General features: G+C 63.6%; 21 protein-coding genes. 1 reads left to right on the forward strand and 20 read right to left on the reverse strand.

Annotation, left to right across the window (positions count from 1 at the left end):
- Positions 1-116: 116 nt before the first annotated feature.
- The 3 genes from ACTNAU_RS06230 to ACTNAU_RS06240 form a co-directional block, all read right to left on the reverse strand.
- Positions 117-1,754 (reverse strand): AMP-binding protein, encoded by a 1,638-nt coding sequence (locus ACTNAU_RS06230; protein ID WP_441097883.1) that lies wholly within the window; start codon positions 1,752-1,754, stop codon positions 117-119.
- 3 nt (positions 1,755-1,757) lie between these two features.
- Entirely contained in the window at positions 1,758-2,345 is a 588-nt protein-coding gene (locus ACTNAU_RS06235) for a helix-turn-helix domain-containing protein (RefSeq protein WP_441097884.1), read from the reverse strand.
- A 445-nt stretch (positions 2,346-2,790) separates the two neighbouring features.
- Positions 2,791-3,051 (reverse strand): ComEA family DNA-binding protein, encoded by a 261-nt coding sequence (locus tag ACTNAU_RS06240; protein WP_441097885.1) that lies wholly within the window; start codon positions 3,049-3,051, stop codon positions 2,791-2,793.
- Positions 3,052-3,181: 130 nt separating this feature from the next.
- On the opposite strand from ACTNAU_RS06240, the gene ACTNAU_RS06245 reads away from it, so the two are divergent.
- Positions 3,182-3,583, forward strand: coding sequence for a secondary thiamine-phosphate synthase enzyme YjbQ (locus ACTNAU_RS06245; protein ID WP_441097886.1), 402 nt, complete (start codon positions 3,182-3,184; stop codon positions 3,581-3,583).
- A gap of 49 nt (positions 3,584-3,632) precedes the next feature.
- On the opposite strand, the gene ACTNAU_RS06250 is transcribed toward ACTNAU_RS06245, so the two are convergent.
- The 17 genes from ACTNAU_RS06250 to mutS form a co-directional block, all read right to left on the reverse strand.
- The gene (locus ACTNAU_RS06250) at positions 3,633-3,902 is read right to left on the reverse strand and encodes a thioredoxin family protein (RefSeq protein ID WP_208074190.1); all 270 of its coding nucleotides are present in this window, start codon (positions 3,900-3,902) and stop codon (positions 3,633-3,635) included.
- 127 nt (positions 3,903-4,029) lie between these two features.
- Positions 4,030-4,227, reverse strand: a complete 198-nt coding sequence (locus tag ACTNAU_RS06255; protein WP_441097887.1) for a hypothetical protein — start codon at positions 4,225-4,227, stop codon at positions 4,030-4,032.
- Between the two features lie 109 nt (positions 4,228-4,336).
- Positions 4,337-4,507, reverse strand: coding sequence for an HD domain-containing protein (locus ACTNAU_RS06260; protein WP_441097888.1), 171 nt, complete (start codon positions 4,505-4,507; stop codon positions 4,337-4,339).
- A gap of 13 nt (positions 4,508-4,520) precedes the next feature.
- Positions 4,521-5,147, reverse strand: coding sequence for a DUF2812 domain-containing protein (locus tag ACTNAU_RS06265; RefSeq protein WP_441097889.1), 627 nt, complete (start codon positions 5,145-5,147; stop codon positions 4,521-4,523).
- A gap of 419 nt (positions 5,148-5,566) precedes the next feature.
- Positions 5,567-6,517, reverse strand: a complete 951-nt coding sequence (locus ACTNAU_RS06270; RefSeq protein WP_216401278.1) for a transketolase family protein — start codon at positions 6,515-6,517, stop codon at positions 5,567-5,569.
- A 4-nt stretch (positions 6,518-6,521) separates the two neighbouring features.
- Positions 6,522-7,364, reverse strand: coding sequence for a transketolase (locus ACTNAU_RS06275; protein WP_021659268.1), 843 nt, complete (start codon positions 7,362-7,364; stop codon positions 6,522-6,524).
- A 117-nt stretch (positions 7,365-7,481) separates the two neighbouring features.
- The gene (locus ACTNAU_RS06280; protein ID WP_185915109.1) at positions 7,482-8,303 is read right to left on the reverse strand and encodes a Cof-type HAD-IIB family hydrolase; all 822 of its coding nucleotides are present in this window, start codon (positions 8,301-8,303) and stop codon (positions 7,482-7,484) included.
- Positions 8,296-9,228 carry an RluA family pseudouridine synthase gene (locus tag ACTNAU_RS06285; RefSeq protein ID WP_441097890.1) on the reverse strand — a complete coding sequence of 311 codons (933 nt, stop codon included), beginning with the start codon at positions 9,226-9,228 and terminating at the stop codon, positions 8,296-8,298. Before ACTNAU_RS06285 ends, ACTNAU_RS06280 begins: the two co-directional genes overlap by 8 nt.
- 11 nt (positions 9,229-9,239) lie before the next feature.
- Positions 9,240-10,256, reverse strand: coding sequence for a signal peptidase II (lspA, locus tag ACTNAU_RS06290; RefSeq protein ID WP_441097891.1), 1,017 nt, complete (start codon positions 10,254-10,256; stop codon positions 9,240-9,242).
- Between the two features lie 136 nt (positions 10,257-10,392).
- Positions 10,393-11,043: a DivIVA domain-containing protein gene (locus ACTNAU_RS06295; RefSeq protein ID WP_185915106.1), complete on the reverse strand. Its 651-nt coding sequence runs from the start codon at positions 11,041-11,043 to the stop codon at positions 10,393-10,395.
- 11 nt (positions 11,044-11,054) lie between these two features.
- On the reverse strand, positions 11,055-11,813 hold the full coding sequence (locus tag ACTNAU_RS06300; RefSeq protein WP_441097892.1) for an RNA-binding protein: 759 nt from the start codon (positions 11,811-11,813) through the stop codon (positions 11,055-11,057).
- A 4-nt stretch (positions 11,814-11,817) separates the two neighbouring features.
- Positions 11,818-12,291 carry a cell division protein SepF gene (locus tag ACTNAU_RS06305; RefSeq protein ID WP_185915104.1) on the reverse strand — a complete coding sequence of 158 codons (474 nt, stop codon included), beginning with the start codon at positions 12,289-12,291 and terminating at the stop codon, positions 11,818-11,820.
- A gap of 14 nt (positions 12,292-12,305) precedes the next feature.
- Positions 12,306-13,013, reverse strand: a complete 708-nt coding sequence (locus tag ACTNAU_RS06310; RefSeq protein ID WP_441097893.1) for a YggS family pyridoxal phosphate-dependent enzyme — start codon at positions 13,011-13,013, stop codon at positions 12,306-12,308.
- Positions 12,997-14,256 (reverse strand): HlyD family efflux transporter periplasmic adaptor subunit, encoded by a 1,260-nt coding sequence (locus tag ACTNAU_RS06315; RefSeq protein WP_185915102.1) that lies wholly within the window; start codon positions 14,254-14,256, stop codon positions 12,997-12,999. Before ACTNAU_RS06315 ends, ACTNAU_RS06310 begins: the two co-directional genes overlap by 17 nt.
- 27 nt (positions 14,257-14,283) lie before the next feature.
- The gene (gene miaA / locus ACTNAU_RS06320) at positions 14,284-15,231 is read right to left on the reverse strand and encodes a tRNA (adenosine(37)-N6)-dimethylallyltransferase MiaA (protein WP_441097894.1); all 948 of its coding nucleotides are present in this window, start codon (positions 15,229-15,231) and stop codon (positions 14,284-14,286) included.
- 6 nt (positions 15,232-15,237) lie between these two features.
- Positions 15,238-17,265, reverse strand: coding sequence for a DNA mismatch repair endonuclease MutL (mutL, locus tag ACTNAU_RS06325; protein WP_441097895.1), 2,028 nt, complete (start codon positions 17,263-17,265; stop codon positions 15,238-15,240).
- Positions 17,266-17,310: 45 nt separating this feature from the next.
- Positions 17,311-19,914: a DNA mismatch repair protein MutS gene (mutS, locus tag ACTNAU_RS06330; protein ID WP_441097896.1), complete on the reverse strand. Its 2,604-nt coding sequence runs from the start codon at positions 19,912-19,914 to the stop codon at positions 17,311-17,313.
- Positions 19,915-19,987: the final 73 nt, after the last annotated feature.

Consider the following 19,987-nt stretch of genomic DNA (forward strand, 5'->3'; position numbering starts at 1 on the left):
TTGGCCGAATTTGCCCCTTCTCTTGTGATTTCTCTCTTCCAGGGGGAAAAGCGGCAAAAAAATTTCGAGAGCCACTATAAAGGCACTTGCCATTACAGTGGCTCTCGAAGGGGGATTTACCGGTTCCTCAACTCGTTTCGCTTGATTTTGCCGCTGATGGTCTTGGGCAGTTCGTCCACGAACTCCACGATCCGCGGGTACTTGTAGGGGGCGGTCTGGTGCTTGACAAAGGTCTGGATCTCCTTGACCAGCTCCTCGCTGGGGGCGTAGTCGCGGGTGAGGGTGATGGTGGCCTTGACCACCTGGCCGCGGATGGGGTCGGGGGCCCCGGTGACCGCACACTCCAGCACCGCCGGGTGCTCCATCAGCACGCTCTCGATCTCAAAGGGGCCGATGCGGTAGCCCGAGGCCTTGATGACGTCGTCGGTCCGCCCCACGTACCAGAGGTAGCCGTCCTCGTCCTGCCAGGCGATGTCCCGGGTGTGGTAGTACCCGTCGTGCCAGATCTCGGCGGTCTTCTCCTCGTCCAGGTAGTAGCCGCAGAAGAGGCCGCAGGGCTTGCCCTCCTCGGTGCGGATGCAGATTTCCCCCTCCTCGCCGGGGTCGACGATCTCACCGTCCTCCCCCAGCAGGGCAATTTGGTACTGGGGGTTGATTTTGCCCATGGAGCCCAGGCGGATCTCCGTCCCCGGCAGGTTGGCGATGAGCAGGCTGGTCTCGCTCTGGCCAAAGCCCTCGGTGAGGTTGAGGCCGGTGTATTCCTTGAACCGGTCGAACACCTCGGGGTTGAGGGCCTCCCCCGCCGTGGTCACGTGCCGCAGGGAGGAGAGGTCGTAGTTTTCGATCCCCTCTTTAATAAAGAAGCGAAAGATGGTAGGGGGCGCGCAGAAAGTGGTGATTTTGTACTTTTCAATCAGGTGGAGCAGGTCTTTCGGTGCAAAGCGGATGTAGTCGTAGACAAAGATGCCCGCCTCCATGATCCACTGGCCGTAGATTTTGCCCCAGGAGGCCTTGGCCCAGCCGGTGTCCGCCACCGAGAGGTGCAGCCCGTCGGGCACCACCTGGTGCCACTCCTTGGCGGTGACGATGTGCCCCAGGGGGTAGAGGTAGTCGTGGAGCACCATCTTGGGCATCCCGGTGGTGCCGGAGGTGAAGAACAGCAGCATGGGGTCGCTCGCGCAGTTGGGGATGCGCTCCAGTTGGTCGCTCTGCCGCTCCAGCTCCCGGTGGTAGGAGAGCCAGCCCTCCCGCTCGCCCCGGGCCAAGATCTTGGTGCGCAGGGTCGGGCACTTCTCGGCCGCGGCGTCCACCGAGGCGGCCGCCTCCCCCTCGGCGGTGCAGATGACCGCGCTCACCCCCGCCGCATCGATGCGGTAGGCGATGTCTTTGGCTGTGAGCTGGTCGGTGGCCGGGATGGCGATGGCCCCGATCTTGTGCAGGGCCAGAATGCAAAACCAATACTCGTAGTGCCGGCGGAGGAGAAGGAGGACCGCGTCCCCCTTTTTGATCCCCAGGGAGAGCAGCAGGTTGGCCGTCTGGTTGCTGCGGCGCATCATGTCGGCAAAGGTGAAGGTCTCCTCCCAGCCGTAGTCGTCACACCAGACCATGGCCCGCCGCTCGGGCTCCGCCAGGGCGATGCGGTCGATGATGTCGTAGCCGAAGTTGAAGTCGTCCGGCGCGCGCAGCTGCACCGATTTCAGCGAGCCGTCCGCGGCCCACTCCTCCTGCAGATAGTCCTTGTAGAGTTCCAACATCGCCTATTCCCCCTTTCCCTCGTCGCCGCCGTGGATGACGATGGCCAAAAAGGTGCAGTCCCTGCCGCCGACAGCCGCCATCCCGTGGGGGTAGGTGGAGTCGTAGTAGATGCTGTCCCCCGCCTCCAGGGTCACGGTGTGGCCGTCCACCTCCATGCGCAGGCTCCCCTCGAGGATGTAGTCAAACTCCTGCCCCCTGTGGTTGTTCATCATCATCGGCCGGTCCTCGTTGCCCTCCAGGTAGGGGGCGGTCACGTAGAGGGGCTCGCACATCTTGTTGCGAAAGAGGTGGGCCTTGTGCAGGTAGGCCAGCCCCTGACGGCGCTCCACCGGCAGCCCCTTGCCCTTTCTCACCACGGTGTAGATGTTCAGCTTGGGCCGCTCGCCGGTGAGCAGCTCGATCATGTCCACCCCAAAGACGGCGGCACACTTTTGCAAAAAGGTGATGGGGAAGTCGCTCTCGCCCCCCTCCAGGCGGATATATTCCTCCAGAGGGACGTTTACCTGGGCAGCCATCTCCTCCGCACTGATCCCCAAAATCTCCCGCATGACGCCGACCCTCACTGCGATCTCTGCAATTTTGCTGTCCATCTTTCAGTCCTCCGTTTCAAAACTCAAATAAAAAAGACCCGTCCCCATAAAAGGGACGAGCCTTGTGTGTACAAGTAGCCCGCGGTACCACCCAGATTGCACGATCTGTGCCGCTTTGCAGGGTTCCAACAAACCCCGGACCGGTTAACGCAGCCCACGCGGAAGAACTTACTGGCCGCCCTGGCGGTTTTCTGCCCTTCAACTCAGGAGTGACTAGCCGCTGCGCAACCTCTGCCGGACTTCCACCATCCGCCGGCTCTCTGGAAAGGCGCATTGCACCGGACTCTCTCCGTCTTTGTCATTGCAGCCATTATAGTCTCCCCGCCCGGGAGCTGTCAATACCACCCGGCCAATTTGGAAGGTCGCTGGTTTATGCCGCGCGTTTTCTGCTGTATTTTAGCAATTCCTCCAATTTTTTAAGGGGAAAAGGCGCAGGGAGATGCCCCTAGTAAAAGAGTACCTCTTTGAGTACCGGCAGGCTGTACTCGTCGATCCCCGGCACCCGCATCAGGTCTTCGTCGCTGGCAAAGGCGCCCCGCTCCTCCCGGACGCGCACAATGTCATCGGCGAGCTGGCTGTCCACGTACTCGGCGGCGGCCAGGGTCTCTTGGTCGGCCAGGTTGACATTGACCCGGTTTTGCCCGTCGTAGAGGGGCCCCAGGTCTTTTCCCACCTTGCCCCCTTGCCAGAACAGCAGTCCCGCCACTATAATGAGAAACAGAGACAAAAAAATGCGAATCTGCCTGCCCTCGCTCACCATTTTCCGCCCCCTTTTCTGTATTGTAGCACAGCGCGGGGCCCAGCGGGGCAAATTGGCAAAAAGGAGCGTCACTTTTATGGCCCACTGCAAGAGTTTTCAGCTCTCCACCGGCGAGCACAGCTTTCACGACATCACCAGCCAGGTGCGCGAGTACGTCCGCGAGACCGGGGTGCGCGACGGGATCGCCGTCGTCTTTACCCCCCACACCACCGCCGCCATCACCATCAACGAAAACGCCGACCCCGACGTGCTGCGCGACCTCTCGGCAGGGCTGGACAAGACTTTCCCCCCTCTGCGGGAATACTGCCACTTTGAGGGCAATTCCGACGCGCACATGAAATCCAGCCTGATGGCCCCCTCTCTCTCCCTCATCATCAGCGAGGGGAGACCCATCCTCGGCACCTGGCAGGACATCTACTTCTGCGAGTTCGACGGCCCCCGCCGCCGCACCTTCTACGTCAAGGTGATCGAGGGCTGACGGCAACAAAAGAGGGTGGGCCTTTTGGCCCGCCCTCTTTTCTCTGCTCTCACTCGCCCTGCAGGGCTTCCCTGAACACCTGTTCCACCTTTTCCAGGGTGGGGACCCCTTCGTGGACCTTTTTGTCGCCGACAAAATAGGTGGGCACATACCAGTAGTCATAGCCCTCGGTCTTTTCCGGCTCGCGGTTTTCCTCGATCACCTCGATGTTCACCTGGCCGTACTCGGGGTGGGCGGCGATCAGCTCCTTTTCCATGGCAAAGGCCTGACGGCAGTACGGGCAGTCCTCTAAAATCATCATCTTGACCGGTTTCGGCATGAGAAACCCCTCCTTCTTTTTTGACACAGGCTGCCTATTTGAGGCGGCTCACCTCCCCCTCCCGGGGAAAAATCTTTTCGGATAAAAAGGATGCGCTCCTTCCGCCCTCGCCATACAGGGGCCGCAATCAGCGCGCCAGATCGATTTGGTCGAGCAGGGCGGTGCCGGTGGGGGGGCGAAAGAGGACCTCCCGCATCCTGTAAATCGCCTCTTCCGAATCGCCGCTCTCCCCGGTGTTGACCAGGTAGTCTGCCTCCAGCAAAATCTGGTGGTCAAGTCCCACCACCCCTTTGAGGGCGTGATGGTGCCCGACCAGGTAGACCACCCGGTCGATGCGGCCCTAAGGGCCAGCCGCTGTCCTCTAAAAAAGCAGCCGCCGCGGGGCGCTCTCCCGCTTCCCGGCGCTTGCCGTCGGCGTTTCCGTATCGCTCCCGTCAGAGGGGGCAGGCGATGTCGTGAAGGACGGCGGCCACCTCCAACGCCGTCTGCGCCTCCCCGTCCAGCCCCTCCCGCTCGCCAATGGTCTCGGCGAGGGCATAGACCTTTAAAAAGTGGTCGATATCGTGAAGATTGCCGCCAGAACAGCCAATTATCCGCTCGGTCAACTCTACACAATGGTCATTTTGGGTCGTCCTCTCCCCCGCCCGCCGACTTCAACTGGCTGCGGGTGAAGAGGAAGTTGAGGAAGTAGGTGCTCCCCACAAATAGAAAGAGTACCGCCAGGGCCAAGGCCGCCATCTGCAACACCGCGATGCCGCCGACCCTGCCCACCGCGGAGAGGACGAGCGCCGCCACCCCCAGCAGCCAGAAGAGGACGCTCATCCGCAGGCAGCTCTGCACGCTTTGCCGGGTCACCGGGGCGGGCGGCGGCGGGGCGGGTTGGCCCGGCAGCGGGGTGAAGGGCGGCTCCCCCTCCTCCCCGGCCGTCTCCGGCCGAGGGGTGCCTGCGGGGGCCTTAAAAAAGTGGCAGCCCTCTCCGCAGGAGGTGACGTACTCCCACCCCTGGCCGGCAAAGCGCGCGATATAGGCGGGCATCTCCGCCCGGGTGTGTTCGGCGCAGTCGTAGAGGTAGGCGGTGGTCTGTGGCTCCTTTTTCTTGAGGAGGAAGCCCATGCTGGTGAACTGCTCCAGGATCCAGCCCTCCTGGCTGTAATAGGAGAGCATGTCCAGCTCGTCCTGGGCCCCTCTGCGGGGCTTCTTTCCCGGCACAAACCCGCCGGAGGGGATGAATTTGCTGTCTTCCATCGGCTCTCTCCCTTTGGGCGCACTCCCGCCCTGTTCTTCTGGGGCCATTATAGCACACTTCGCCACCGGCGGCCAGATTTCCAGCGGCCAAAGTCCCGCACAAGAATCTTGTACAGCCGTTTTTACAGGCCTTGTACAGGGGCATCGCGCCCGGCAACCGGGACCGTTTCACCGATTACCCTTCCCCACACGTCGGGAGAGGTTTACCCGGCGCTGCCGCTTGTACAGTCGACTGTCGCCGATGGCGCGGCGCCTGCGGCGCCCCCCTGCTCTCCCTCCTCCGCGCTGGCGGACTCTGGGAAAAGACACCCCTCCTCTTCCTGCCGGTGTACCTGCCCCCCTGCCGGGGGTGTTCTCTACGCAAAAAAGAGGGCTGGGCGCGCAGTGCGCCCAGCCCTCTCGGCCGAATGGGGATGTCCCTATTTCTTTTTGGCAAGGGCCTCTTTGGCCTTGACGACGATGTCTTTGGCGCGCAGCTCGAAGATGTCGAGCAGCTCGGCGGCGGGGCCGGACATGCCAAAGCGGTCGTAGATGCCCAGTTTCACCACCGGCACCGGGCACTCCTCGGTGACCACTTCGGCCACGGCGGAGCCCAGGCCGCCGATGACGCTGTGCTCCTCGGCGGTGACGATGCAGCCGGTCTCGCAGGCGGCCTTGACGATGATGTCGCGGTCGATGGGCTTGATGGTGTGGATGTTGATGACCCGGGCGCTGATCCCCTCGGCGGCCAGCATCTCGGCAGCCTGCAGGGCCTCGGACACTTCCAGGCCGGTGGCGACGATGGTCAGGTCGCTGCCGTCTCTCAACTGCACGCCCTTGCCCAGCTCAAACTTGTAGTTGGGGTCGGTGTTGACCACCGGCACGGCCAGGCGCCCAAAGCGCAGGTAGACCGGGCCATAGTAGTTGATGGCGGCCTCCACAGCGGCCTTGGCCTCCACGTCGTCGGCGGGGTTGATGACCACCATGCCGGGGATGGTGCGCATCAGGGCGATGTCCTCGTTGCACTGGTGGGTGGCGCCGTCTTCGCCCACGGTGATGCCGGCGTGGGTGGCGCCAATCTTCACGTTCAGGTGGGGGTAGCCAACGGCGTTGCGGACCTGCTCGTAAGCCCGGCCGGCGGCGAACATGGCAAAGGTGCTGGCAAAGGGGATCTTGCCGGTGGTGGCCAGGCCGGCGGCGATGCCCACCATGTTGGCCTCGGCGATGCCGCAGTCGATAAAGCGCTCGGGGTAGGCCTTTTTAAAGGTGCCGGTCTTGGTCGCGGCCGCCAGGTCGGCGTCCAGGACCACTACCTCGGGGTATTTCTCGGCCAGGTCGCGCAGCGCCTCGCCGTAGCTCTCACGAGTTGCCTTTTTCACTACATCTGCCATCTTCCTACGCCTCCACTTCCGCCAAAGTCGCCTTCAGCTCGTTCATTGCAATCTCAAACTGCTCTGCGTTGGGGGCGGCGCCGTGCCAAGACACGTTGTTCTCCATGAAGGAGACGCCTTTGCCCTTTACGCTCTTCTGGATGATGGCGACCGGTTTGTCGGTCACCTCTCTGGCCTCTTTGAAGGCCGCCTCGATCTGGTCAAAGTCGTGGCCGTCGATCTCGATGACATGCCAGTTGAAGGCGGCGAACTTCGCGCCGATGGGATAGGGGGAGCAGACCTCTTCCACGGTGCCGTCGATCTGCAGGTTGTTGTTGTCCACCACCACGGTGAGGTTGGTCAGCCCTTTGGCGCCGGCAAACATGGCGGCCTCCCAGATCTGGCCCTCCTGAATCTCGCCGTCGCCGCAGATGGCGTACACCCGGTAGCTCTCGCCGGAGAGCTTGGCCGACAGGGCCATGCCGCAGGCGACCGAGAGCCCCTGGCCCAGGGAGCCGGAGGACATGTCCACGCCGGGGGTCCCCTTCATGTCGGGGTGGCCCTGCAGCATGGCGTGGGGCTTGCGCAGCTTCAGCAGCTCTTCGTGGGGGAAGTACCCGCGCTCAGACAACGTGGCGTACAGCGCCGGGGCGGTGTGGCCCTTGGACAGCACCAGGCGGTCCCGATCGGCCTTCTTCGGGTCTTTCGGGTCGATGTTCATCTCCTTGAAATACAGATAAGTCATCGTGTCGGCGATGGAGAGAGAGCCACCCGGATGACCCGATTTTGCGTTGTAAACGGCCTCAACAGCGCCCATGCGGACTTTGCAAGCCTGCGCGGCAAGTTGCTTTTTTGTTGCCTGGTCCATAACGGTACCTCCTAAGTATTTTATCACTGGGGAGAGTTCTCCCCGTATTCTGGGCCCAGCCGGGCCCAGCTGCAAACGCCGGTTTGACGCGGCGATGGCATTTGAGAGAAAGCGGGTCTACAGGCGGCCACAATTTTGCCGCAGGTAGCCCAAAAACTCGGCGACGCCCCCCTCTAGGCAGCTGGCGCAGACCATGTCGGCGTGCACCTTGATGTCCTGCGGCGCGTCTGCCAGGGTGGCGGAGAAGTGCGCGGCCCGCAGCAGCTCGAGATCGTTGTAGTAGTCGCCGATGGCGGCGGTTGCGTCCTGGGGCAAACCCAGGTAGTCGGCCAGAAAGTGGAGTGCCTCCCCCTTGTTGACCCCGTCGGCCATCACCTCTAAAAACTGGGGGGCCGTCTTGACAAAGTAGACGCCCGGGTGATGCTGGGATCGGAGAAAGGCCTCCAACCGCGCCATCTCAGCCGGGTCGATACAAAAGAGGACTTTATACCACGCTTGGGGGACGCTGTCCACATCCGTTACTATATATTCTAATCTATCTGTGCTGGTATGTCTATGGGCAAAGTGGTTATTTTTCGCGACATAAATTGTATCCGGGCACATGATCTCCGCTCCTAAATCGGGGAAGGCGGCGCAGGCGGCCCGCACCAGCTCCACCCCCAGGGCGTGGGGCAGACAGCGCTCGCGGATGGCGCGGCCGCTCTGGTAGTCGTAGATGAGGGCCCCGTTGCAGAGGATGGCCGGGGCCGAGAGCTGGATGCGGTCGAGGTAGCGCCGGGCCGAGTCCTTGTGCCGGCCGGTGGCGACGGTAAAGTGGCCCCCCGCCTCGGAAAAGGCGCGGACTGCATCGACATTTTGCTGGGGTAGGCCGATGCCCGCCCGCAGCAGGGTCCCATCCATGTCGGAAACCACCAAAAAATCGCTGATCTGCTTACTCATAAATACCTCCGTAGCGGGTTGTCAGGGCCTGCAAAAAGGCGGTGAAATAGGGGGGCAGGTCGCTGGTAAATTCCAGGTAGCGGCCGCTCTCCGGGTGGAGAAAGCCGATGGTGCGGGCGTGCAGACACTGGCCCTGCAGCCCCTTTTCCGGGTGCTTGGGACCGTAGAGGGGGTCGCCGCAGACCGGGTGGCCGATCTGGGCTGTCTGCACCCGGATCTGGTGGGTCCTCCCTGTAAAGAGTTCTAGCTTTACATGTGTGTAGGGCCCATATCGCCCCAGCACCCAGAGCTCGGTTCGGGCCGTCCGCCCGCCCTGGGCCACCACTGCCATCTTCTTGCGCTCGACGGGGTGGCGGCCCAGCTGGTTTTCCAGCACCAGATGGGGCCCTTTGATCCCCCCGTGCAGCACCGCCTCATAGCGGCGCAGAAAACTGTGCGCCCGAATCTGCTCGGCCAGTATTTGGTGGGCCCTGTTGGTCTTTGCCACCAGCAGCAGACCGCTGGTGTCTCGGTCCAGCCGGTGGAGGATGCCGGGGCGAAGGGGGCCTCCCATGTCGGAGAGCCCCTCCCACCCATAGCGGGCCAGCAGGGCGGACGCCAAACTGTCCTCCTCCCGCCCGGCCCCAGGGTGGACCACCATCCCCTTGGGTTTGTTGACCACCGCCAGACAGTCGTCCTCATAGAGGATTTCCAGCGGAATGGGGTTGGGGCGAAGGGTAAAGGGCGCTTCCTCCTGCCGGCGCAAAACAAGCAGGTCTCCCTCCTGCAGCTTCTGCTTTTTGGAGAGAGGCCTGCCGTTGCAATCGACCTGCCCCGTTTCCAGGGCCCGTTTCACCTGGGAGCGGGAGAGCCCAGACCGGCGGCTGAGGAGCAGGTCCACCCGTTCCCCCAGATCCGCCGCCTGTACCGTGTAGAAAAACTCCATGCCGTTCTCCCTCAGACGCGCTCCTCTTTGGGCGGTGTCTCGCCATCGCCCGTCTCCCCTTTATCGGACGGAGCAGCCTCTTCCTGCGGGGCCCCTGCCGGACTGGCAGAGGGCCCTTGGTCGGCCCCGGTGGGCGCGGCGGTCTCCCCTTCTGCTCCAGCGGGCTTTTCTGCCCCGGAGGCACTCTCTTTTTCCTGTGGGGCGGCCGCCCCCTCTTCGGAAACAGCCCCCTCCGGTTGGGGGATGTCCTCCTCAACAGCGGTCTCTTCCGTCCGAACGTCCCCTTCTTCGGCAGCCGCTTCCGCCACTTCGGCGTCGGCGATTCCCTCCCCGGCGGCAGACTCCTCCGAAGAAAGGTCCCCCTCTTCTGCCGCGGGTGTGGGTTCCTCTGCCGTCAAGTCGGCTTCTTCGGCGCTGGCGGTGGGCTCCCCTTCCCCTTGCGCCTCGACAGCCAAGGGGAACACCAGTTCGGCGTCGGCGTCAATGGGTTCGGCCGGGCGAACGGGGGCGGTCGCTACCTCTTGGGCCGGCACTTCGGTCACCGCAGCGGCCTTTTTCTCCTTTTTCTGGGGGAAAAAGGTCTTGTCAAAGAAGAGGATGTCCACCACCATCACCACAATGCCGCAGACCACCAGGCAGTCGGCAAAGTTGAAGACCGGGAAGTCGATGAACTGAAACTGCAGGTAGTCGATGACGCAGCCCCGGAAGATGCGGTCGATCAAATTTCCCAGGCCGCCCGCCATCACCACCAGCACACAGCCGTTGAGCACCCTGTTTTGCAGGATGTTCTTGGTGAGCACAAAGCAGCCAAAGACCAAAATCACCGTGGTGACGGCGATGAGGAGGGTGGTGCTCCCCTCCATCATCCCGAAGGCAGCGCCCCGGTTTTCCACATAGGTGAGCCCCAGCACATTGGGGATCACCTCGATCGGGCCAGACTGCTGCAAAAAGATGACCGCCGCCATCTTCAGCAGTTGGTCCGCCGCCACCAGCGCCAGGCAGGTGGCCAATATCGTCAACATTCCCATGGGGTCTACTCCTCCTGTGTATCGTCTGGGCCGGCAAAAGGGGCCGCCGGAAGAACGGGCGCCCGCAGGCGATCTCTCCCAGCTGCCCCTCTGCCAAAAACAGTGTCCGCGTTACAAGTGGGGGCGACAGGCGCTCTTACTTCTCAGAGACGCCCCGCTCCCCCATCTCAAAATTCAGGTCGAAACCGGTGTCAAAGAGTTCGGGGTTGATTTCCCCCGCCTTGACCGAAAAGCCCTCTTCCTCTGCCGGGGCGGCAGTGGGCTCGGGGGCGACGGGCTGCTCAGAGGCAGTCTCCGCCTGGGGCTCGGCCTCCTGGGCCGGCTCTTCCTCGGCGGGCTCTTCCGCCGGGATCTGGGAGATGACCTCGATGTGGTTGCGGTAGAGGGAGAGCAGCGCCCCCTTGAAGGAGGACACCTCGGCCTTCATCCGCGCCAGCTCGTCCTGGTAGAAGTGGATCTTGTCTTCCGACTTGGAGAGCATGCTCTCGGACTTGATGGTGGCGTCGCGCATGATGATGTCGGCCTTCTGGCGCGCCTCGGCAATCACCGAGGCACCCAGCTTCTGGGCGCCCAGCAGGGCCGCCCGCAGACTGTCCTCGTCCTTGCGGTAGTCCTCCAACTTGTCGGCCAGCAGTTCCAGCTTCTGCTCCAGATCCGCCTTTTCCGCCTCCAACTTCTCGACGGTGGCAATGACCTCGTCGATGAAATCGTCCACCGAATCGGCCTTGTAGCCCTTCATCCCCGAGCGCTCAAAGGTCGCGTTCTTGATTTGCTCCAGTGTCAGCATCCTCTATCCTCCTACAAATACTTCTGTGCGGTGATGCCGAGGCGGCCCTTTTTGGTGAGCCCGCCCACGGCGGTCAATACAAATCTCCCCGCCCCGCGGACAGAGAGGACATCCCCCTCTTCCAGCGGTTCGGAGGGGGAGAGCACCTCCCGGTGGTTGAGCTGCACCTGGCCGGCCTGCACCAGCTGGGTGCAGCGGCCCCGGCTCTGGCGCAACAGAACGCCGAGCACTCCGTCCAGCCGCAGGGAGGCCACCGTCCCCCCGATCTCCTCAAAGCGCTGGGGGGGCACCCGGTCCAGGCCCCCCTCTTCCACGCGCACCCCGACGCGCCCCACCTTTTTGATTTCCAGGGCCAGGGGAGCGGCGTTTTGGTGCAAAAAAGCCACCGCTTCGCCCTCGCCCACAAAGATGTCCCCCACCAGCCGGCGCTCGATCTCCAGCGAGAGAAGGGCGCCCAAAAAGTCCCGGTGGGTGAGTACATCCTGTTTGCGGTAGAGAAAGCGCAGGGGGCGGATGGGAAAGCACCCCTCCCCGATGGGCGGGCCGCCGCTGATTGCCAGCACCGCCCGGCGGCATTCCGGGTGGCCGCCAAAAAAGCGGTGTTCCACCTCGGTGTGGGCGGCGAGCATAGGGGAACAGAGCAGCCGCTGCCGCTCGTCGAGAAAGTAGGTGCTCTTGCAGGCGCTGCGGCTGTAGCAGCTCTCCATCATCTCTTCAATGCCCCGCAGAAAGAGGCGTTCGCCCTCGTCCGCGGGCAAAACAGCGCGCACCTTTTTAGAAGAAGATGCCGTTGTTTTCCAGCTCGTCCATCAAATCGCCCACCAGATCCACATTGTAGGGGGTGATGATGAAGGTGCTGTTGGCGACCCGCTGGATCTGGCCGTTGTTGGCGTAGGCCACCCCGCTGAGAAAGTCCACCAGCCGGCGGGAGATGTCCTTGTTGGTCCCCTCCAGGTTGAGGACCACCGTCCGCTTGGCGTTGAGGTGGTCGGCCACGGCGGAGGCGTCTTCAAACTTCTCGGGCTTGACCAAAACCACCTGCAGCTGGGCGGTGGTGTTGATGTTTACTACCTTGTTGCGCTTGGACGCCACTTCATCGTATCCCACGACCGTCGTCTCCTCCTGTTTCTTGGCAGAGGGGGTACCGCTCAGGAAATCCACCTCGCCGGTGCCCTCAAAATCGTCCTCATATCCCTCTTCATCGGAGTCCATCCCCATGAAGTCTTTAAACTTGTCGACCAAACCCATTGTCCTGTTTCCTCCTAAACTTGCGATTTCCGCTCTCCGAAGAGGATGCTGCCCAGGCGCACCTGGGTGCTCCCGCAGGAGACGGCCGTTTCAAAATCGCCAGACATGCCCAGCGAAAGAGTTTCCATAAAGACATTATCTAATTTTTTGTGCTTTATGTCAATAAATAGTTTCTCCATCTCCCGAAAATAGGGGGCGGCGCCCTCTCCCTCGGCGGCGGGGGGGATGGCCATCAGCCCGGCGATGCGCACCCCCGGCAGGGCGGCGATTTGGGGCAGGGCCCCTTCCAGCTCCTCTTTGGCAAAGCCGGACTTGCTGGCCTCGCCGCCGATGTTGACCTCCAGCAGGATGTCCATCCGCCGGCCGATGGCGGCGCAGCGGCGGCTGATCTCCTCGGCCAGGGCCAGGGAGTCCACGCTCTCGATGCGGTCCACCTTGTCGGCGATGTACTTGACCTTGTTGCGCTGCAGGTGGCCGATGAAGGCGATCTTCAGCCCCTCTTTGTGGTAGCTGTCGTACTTGTCCAAAAACTCCTGCACCCGGTTTTCGCCGATGAGGGAGACGCCGCTGTCGATGAACTGGTTGACCCGCTCGGCCGGCACCGTCTTGGTGACGGCCATCAGCGCCACCTCGCCGCCGCTGCGCCCGACAGCCTGGGCCGCCCGGTCGATGCGGCCGCGAATGTCCCGCAGGATGCGCCCGGCATCAGAGATATTTTCCATCGTAAAGGTCCTTCCCTTCCACAAACACTTCGTCGTAGAGTTCCAGGTAGCGGACGGTGGTCTCCTCCCCTGTCTCCTCGTTTTTGACCGTCTCCTCGGGGGTGGCGACCTGCTCTACCAGCAGGTAGTCCCCCTCTTCCACCAACACGTTGACCTGTTTGAAGCGAACGGTGCCTCCGTCCTTCACGTAGACGCCCTTGACCCCGTTTTCCACCCGCAGGGCCCGGGCGGGCACCCGCAGGCCGCCAAGCTGCTTGTTGCTTAAGCGGATGTTCTGGATGCGCAGGTTGACCAAGTCCTTGGTGATGTAGTCGCAGCGCAGCACCACCAGGCTCTTTCCCCCCTCGCCGGAGGTGATGCGCTCCACCACCACCGGCACCTCCTCGTTGTAGGCGCCCAGAAACTCCACGTAGAGGGTGGCCCCCTCCTTGACCCAGCGCAGCTTTTCGTCGGGGAGGATGCAGGCCACGTACCAGTCAAAGTCCTTGACCAGCTTGCCCAGGGGGTTGCCCTCCACGGCGGCCGGCTGGCTCTTGCCGTCGAGGATGTCCTGTACCTGGGCGGCGGTCATCCCCTCCAGGGCCTGGGGGGTGAGCACCTCTTCGTACCCGTCCACCGCGCTGGAAAAATAGCCGGAAGCGGGGGCGTACTCGTAAGAGACCTTGCCCCCCAACTGGCTGTTGAGGCTGTCGATCTGGCCCTGCAGGGCGCTCATCTGGGCGGTGTAGTCCACCGCCTGGCCGGTGGCCGCCTGCCGGCGGCTGATTTGGGCCAGCAGCTGGTTTTTGTAGTCGGCGCTCTTGGCGTAGCTGCCGCTCTGGAACTCCCCCTCCATCTGGGCGATGGTCTTGCCGATCTGGGTGCCCAGGGCCGAAGGGTCGGTCACCGAGGTGGAGAGGGCGCTGGACTCCTTGAGCATATCCAGCTCCCTTTGCAGGGCGCGCGCCTTGCTCACCAGGGCCGAATCGCTCTCACTGGCGTAGACCTCGGAGATCAGCTCCCCCCCCGAGACCTTGGAGCCGTCGGTGAGGGAGTAGTTGAAGTAGCCCTCCTGGCTGGCGCGGAGGACCTGCGCATCCCGGATGGCCAGCCCCTTGGTGGTGGCGGACGAACTCATCACATAGCTGACGGCCACCTCGGTCTTGTTGCGGTTGAAGTAGATCTGAAAGGCCTGCACCCCCACGTAGAGGATGAGCAGCAGACAGAGGCCGGCGACCCCCAGCCATTTGAGTACCCTTTTCAATGCGTTGCCCCTCCCTTTCTCCCCCGGTCAGTCCTCCAGGTGGCGGCGGGCGATCTCCAGCGCCCGCTGAAATATCTCTTCGTCGGTGGTCTGCTCCCCCGCGTCGATCCAGTGGATGGACCGGTTTCGCCGAAACCAGGTCAGCTGCCGTTTGGCGTAGTTGCGGGTGCGCTTTTTCAGGTTCTCCAACCCCTCTTCCAGGGTGCAGTTGCCCTCGAAATAGTCGGCCAGCTCCTTGTAGCCAATGGCCTGCTGGGCCGTCTGGTACTCTCGCCGCTCGGTGTAAAAGGCCAGCGCCTCGGAGATGAGGCCCTGTTCCACCATCCGATCCACCCGCCGGTTGATGCGGTTGTAGAGCAGCTCCCGGTCGCTGTACTCGATTCCCAGGTAGCAGGCGTCGTAGAGCTTGGGCGCGGCGGCGGCCCGCTTTTGCAGTTCGCTCATCTTCTGGCCGGTGACCTCCATGGTCTCCAGGGCCCTCAGCACCCGGCCGGTGTTGTTCTGGTGGAGCTTTTCGGCCAGCTCCGGGTCCAGGGCGGCCAGCTTGCGGTACATCTCCTCCGGCCCCCGACAGGCCAGTTCTTTTTGCAGCCGGGCCCGCACCTCCTCGTCCACCTTCGCGTCGTCAAAGCAGAGGTTGCCCACCAGGGCGTCCACGTAGAGGCCGGTCCCCCCGGCCACGATGGGCAGGCGGCCCCGCTCGGCGATGCCGGCGATGATCCGCTTGGCGTCCACCACGTAGTCGGCCACGCTGTAGCGGCGGGTGGGGGGGACAAAGTCGATGAGGTGGTGGGGCACCCCCTCCATCTCCTCCGGGGTGGGCTTGGCGGTGGCGATGTCCATCCCGGTGTATATCTGCATGGAATCGGCAGAGACGATCTCCCCGTCGAGGGCTTTGGCCAGTTTGACCGCCAGCGCCGATTTGCCCGACGCCGTCGGCCCCACCACGGCCAAAATCTTCAGCGGCTTCTCCAACTCAAATCACAGCCTTCCAAATAATTTCTCGATGTCCTTCTTGGTCTGCTCGATGACGATCGGCCTGCCGTGGGGGCAGTACTTGACGATGTCGTAGCGGTAGATGTCCTCCATCAGCTGCTGCAGCTCATACTGGGTGGAGCGGTTGCCCCCCTTGATGGCAGCCCGGCAGGCGATGGAGTTGAAGAGCCAGTCGATGTGGGAGGCGCTGACCTCCTGCTCGCCTTTGGCCAGGTTGGAGGCCACCTCCTCAAAGATGCCGGCGATGTCGCAGTTTTGGAGGAAGGAGGGGATCTCCCGCACCACCATGGCGCTGACCCCCAACTCCTCGGCGATGAAGCCGGCGTTTTGCAGCAGCTCCCGGTGCTCGAGCACGGCGCTGATCTCCTCCGGCGCCAGGGTCACGGCCACCGGCTCCAAGAGGATCTGGCGGGCGATCTGCCGGTACTCCCGCTTGAGCCGCTCAAAGAGGATGCGCTCGTGGGCGGCGTGCTTGTCCACGAGGAAGAAGCGGTCCTCGGTGCAGGCGAGGATGTAGGTGTGAAAGAGCTCCCCCACCACGGTGGGCACCTCCCCCTCGACCCCGCCCGCCGAGGGGGCCGCCCACTGCAGCTGCCCGTCCTCCGCCGCCGCGGGTTCGGCGGGGACGGCGGGGCGGGGCGAGGCCGTCCGATGGGGGGCGGGTCCGGGGCGGCGCTCCGAACCGGCAGAGAAAACGCCGCTCGGGCGGGGAGGCTGCTGCGAGACTGCTTTGGGCACAGGCCTCTCCGCGGCCGGGGCGGGGCGCGCACTCTGCGCTTCGGCGCGCAGGGCGGTGCTGCGGCGCAGCAGGTCGGCGGCAGCGCCGCTCACCCCGATGCCGTAGCGGCCGTCCGGGGGGCGGGGGGCGGCGGTGGGGCTGTGCAGCTCCCCCGTGCCCCGCACGGCGCTCCCCCCGGTGGAGGGGGTCGCAGGGCGCCAGCCGCCGGCCCCCTTTTCCAGCGGCAGCGGCTGTTCCGCCGCGGCCTTGGCCTGGGCCGGCGAAAGGGCCGCCGTCTGGTCGGAAAAGTTGAGGATGGCGCTCTTGGCGGCGGTATAGACGGCGCGGAAGACGTCGTTTTCAGCGGCGAAGCGCACCTCGATCTTGGCCGGGTGGACGTTGACGTCCACCAGCTCGTTCGGCATCTCGATAAAGAGGAAGCAGGCGGGGAACTTGCCCGCCATCAGCACGTTTTTATAGCCCTGCTCCAGGGCGGCCATCCCGGTCTTGGTCTTGACAAAGCGGCCGTTGACGTAGAAGTGCTGCAGGGTGCGGTTGGACTTGGCGTACTGGGGCTTGGAGATGTAGCCGCTCACCCGGTAGGGTGGGGCCTCGTGGCTCACCTCGATGAGGTTGTCCGCCACCGACCTGCCGAAGAGTTCGCGGACGGCGTCCTTCAGCCGGCCGGTGCCGGGGGTGTGCAGCTTGTCCACCCCGTCGCGGATAAAGCGGAAGGAGATCTGCGGGTGGGAGAGGGCGGTCTTCTGCACCACCGACTCCACCGCGTTGCCCTCGGTGACGTTCTTCTTTAAAAACTTCATCCGCGCCGGGGTGTTGTAGAAGATGTCCCGGGCGATGATGGTGGTGCCCTGGGGGCAGCCGGCGTCTTCACACTCGCCCCCCACCCCGCCCTCGATGCAGTAGCGGGTGCCCAGTTGGCTGTCGGGGGTGCGGGTCAAGAGTTCCACCCGGCAGACCGCGGCGATGGCGGCCATCGCCTCGCCCCGAAAGCCCAGGGTGCCGATGTGGCTCAGGTCCTCCTCGCAGGCGATCTTGCTGGTGGCGTGGCGGAGGAAGGCAGTGGGCACGTCCTCCCTGCCGATGCCGCCGCCGTTGTCGGTGATGCGGATGAGGCGGATGCCCCCCTCCCCGATTTCCACCGTGATGGCGTTTGCCCCGGCGTCAATGGCGTTTTCGATGAGCTCTTTGACAATGGACGACGGGCGCTCCACCACCTCCCCGGCGGCGATGAGCTCTGCCACGTGGCCCTGCAACAGGTTGATCTTCTGGCCCACAGGCCCTCCCTCCTCTTCTCTTTAAAATCCTCTTCCCAGCGGCCCCTACTCCCTGGCGATCTTGACCAGCTCGTACAGGAAGTTGAGGGCCTCGATGGGAGTGTAGGCGTTGGGGTCGATTTCCCGGACCTTCTGCACCAGGGCGCTCTCCACCGCCGAGGAGAAGAGGTCGGGCACCGCCTCCTCCCGCGGGGCGGCCGGTGCAGCGGCCTGGGGGGCCTGTGCCTCCAGCGAGGCCAAGATCTCCTTGGCCCGCTCCACCACTGCGCCGGTCACCCCCGCCAGCTTGGCCACCTCGATGCCGTAGCTCTCGTCGGCCCCGCCGGGGATGATCCGCCGCAGGAAGGTGATGTCGTCCCCCCGCTTCTTCACGGCGATGTTGTAGTTTTTCACGTTGGGCAGGGCCTTCTCCACCTCGGTGAGTTCGTGGTAGTGGGTGGCAAAGAGGGTCTTGGCCCCCAGCTTTTTGGGGTCGGCGATGTACTCGATCACCGCCCGGGCGATGCTCATCCCGTCAAAGGTGGAGGTGCCGCGGCCGATTTCGTCCAAAATCAAGAGGCTCTGCTTGGTGGCGTTGTCCAGTATGTAGGCCACCTCGCTCATCTCCACCATGAAGGTGGACTTGCCCGCCGACAGGTCGTCGGAGGCGCCCACCCGGGTGAAGACCGCGTCCACGACACCGATCTCCGCCGCCGAGGCGGGGACAAAGCAGCCCACCTGGGCCATGAGGGTGATGAGGGCCACCTGCCGCATGTAGGTGGACTTGCCGGCCATGTTGGGGCCGGTGATGATGGCCACCAGGTTTTCCCGCCCGTCGAGCAGGGTGTCGTTGGGGACAAAGGGCACGTCCTTTTGCAGCTGCTCCACCACCGGGTGGCGGCCGTCCTTGATTTGGATGCGGCTGCCGCCGGTCATCTGGGGCCGGCAGTAGCCGTTGCGGGCGGACACCTCGGCAAAGGAGCAGAAGACGTCCAGCCGGGCCAGGGCCTTGGCGGTGGTCTCCACCTCCTCGATGCGGGCGGCGATCTCCTTGCAGACGCCGTCGTAGAGGGTGCGCTCCAGGGCGATGATGCTGTCGTTTGCGCCCAGGATGCGGTTTTCCAGCTCCTTGAGCTCCTGGGTGATATAGCGCTCGCAGTTGACCAGGGTCTGCTTGCGGATAAAGCCGTCCGGCACCAGTTCGGTCTGGGACTTGCTGACCTCGATAAAGTAGCCGAACACCTTGTTGAAGCCGATTTTCAGGTTGCGGATGCCGGTCTCCTCTTTCAGGCGGGCCTCCATCTGCATGAGGATGTCCTTGCTGTTTTCAATTAAGTCCCGCAGCTCGTCCACCTCGGCGTTGTAGCCCCGCTTGATGACCCGGCCGTCCTTGAGGGTCACCGGCGGGTCGTCCTCGATGGCCCGGTCTACCAGCTCCTTGATTTCGGGCAGTTCGCTGATTTGCAGGTGGCACTCCACCAGGGCGCTGTTGCGCAGTTCGGCCAGCAGGTCCCGGACAGGGGGGAGCTGCTGCGCTGTAAAGGAGAGCGCCTTTACCTCTTTGGGGGAGGCGCTGCCGTAGACGATGCGGGACATCAGCCGCTCCACATCGGCGATGTGGGAGAGGTGCTCGGCAATGTCGGCGCGCGCCGAGGGCTGGTCCACCAGCTCCTCCACCGCGTCCAGCCGCTTCTCGATGTGGACGATGTTTTGCAGCGGCTGTTCCAGGTAGCTGCGGATGAGGCGCTTGCCCATGGCGGTATGGGTGCGGTCGAGCACCCAGAGCAGGCTGCCCTTCTTCTCCCCCCGGCGCATGGTCTCGGTGAGTTCCAGGTTGCGGCGGGTGTTGATGTCTAGGTTCATGTACTGCTCACAGCGGTAAAAGTCCAGCTCCCGGATGCGGGAGACCCCTTTTTGCTGGGTGTGGTCCAGGTAGTGCAGCAGGATGGAGAGGGCCAGGACGCACTCTTCCCTGCCCTCGAGCTGCAAGTCGGAGAGGGCGATGGCATCAAACTGGGCGAGGATGCGGGCCTCGTTCTCCTCTCTGCCGAACTGGTCGCCCACCAGCTTGACCGCCCGGCAGCCGATGGCCTCCTTCACGGCCTCCAGGTGGTATTTCAGCTGGAGGGAGTTTTGGCAGAGGAGGATCTCGCTGGGGGAGAATTTCCCCAGCTGGTCCACCAGCTTCTGGCGAACGTCCCGCCCCCGCAGTTCGGTCACCAGACACTCGCCGGTGGAGACGTCGGCAAAGCAGACCCCGCAGCGGTTTTTCCCGGTGGCCACGGCGCAGAGGTAGTTGTTCTTTCCCTCTTCCAGCATCCCGCCCTCCAGCAGGGTGCCGGGGGTGTAGATGCGAATGACCTCCCGCTCCACCAGATTGGGGCCCTTGGTGGGCTCGCTCATCTGCTCGCAGACGGCCACGTTGTACCCCTTTTTCAGCAGCCGCTGAATGTAGGCCTCGCAGCTGTGGTAGGGCACGCCGCACATGGGGGCGCGCTCCTCCTGGCCGCAGTCGCGGCCGGTGAGGGTCAGTTCCAGCTCTTTGGAGACCTTGATGGCGTCGTCAAAGAACATCTCGTAGAAGTCGCCCAGGCGAAAAAAGAGGATCTCGTCCTTGTGCTGCTCCTTGATGTCCATGTACTGCTGCATCATCGGTGACAGTGGTGCCATTTTTTACCTCTCCATCCAATCAAAGTGTGCGAAAGAAAAAGGGGCGGCGGGGCCTCTCCCGCCGGAGAGAGGC

The sequence above is a fragment of the Bittarella sp. HCP28S3_D9 genome, assembly GCF_052065655.1.
GTDB lineage: Bacteria > Bacillota > Clostridia > Oscillospirales > Ruminococcaceae > Bittarella > Bittarella massiliensis.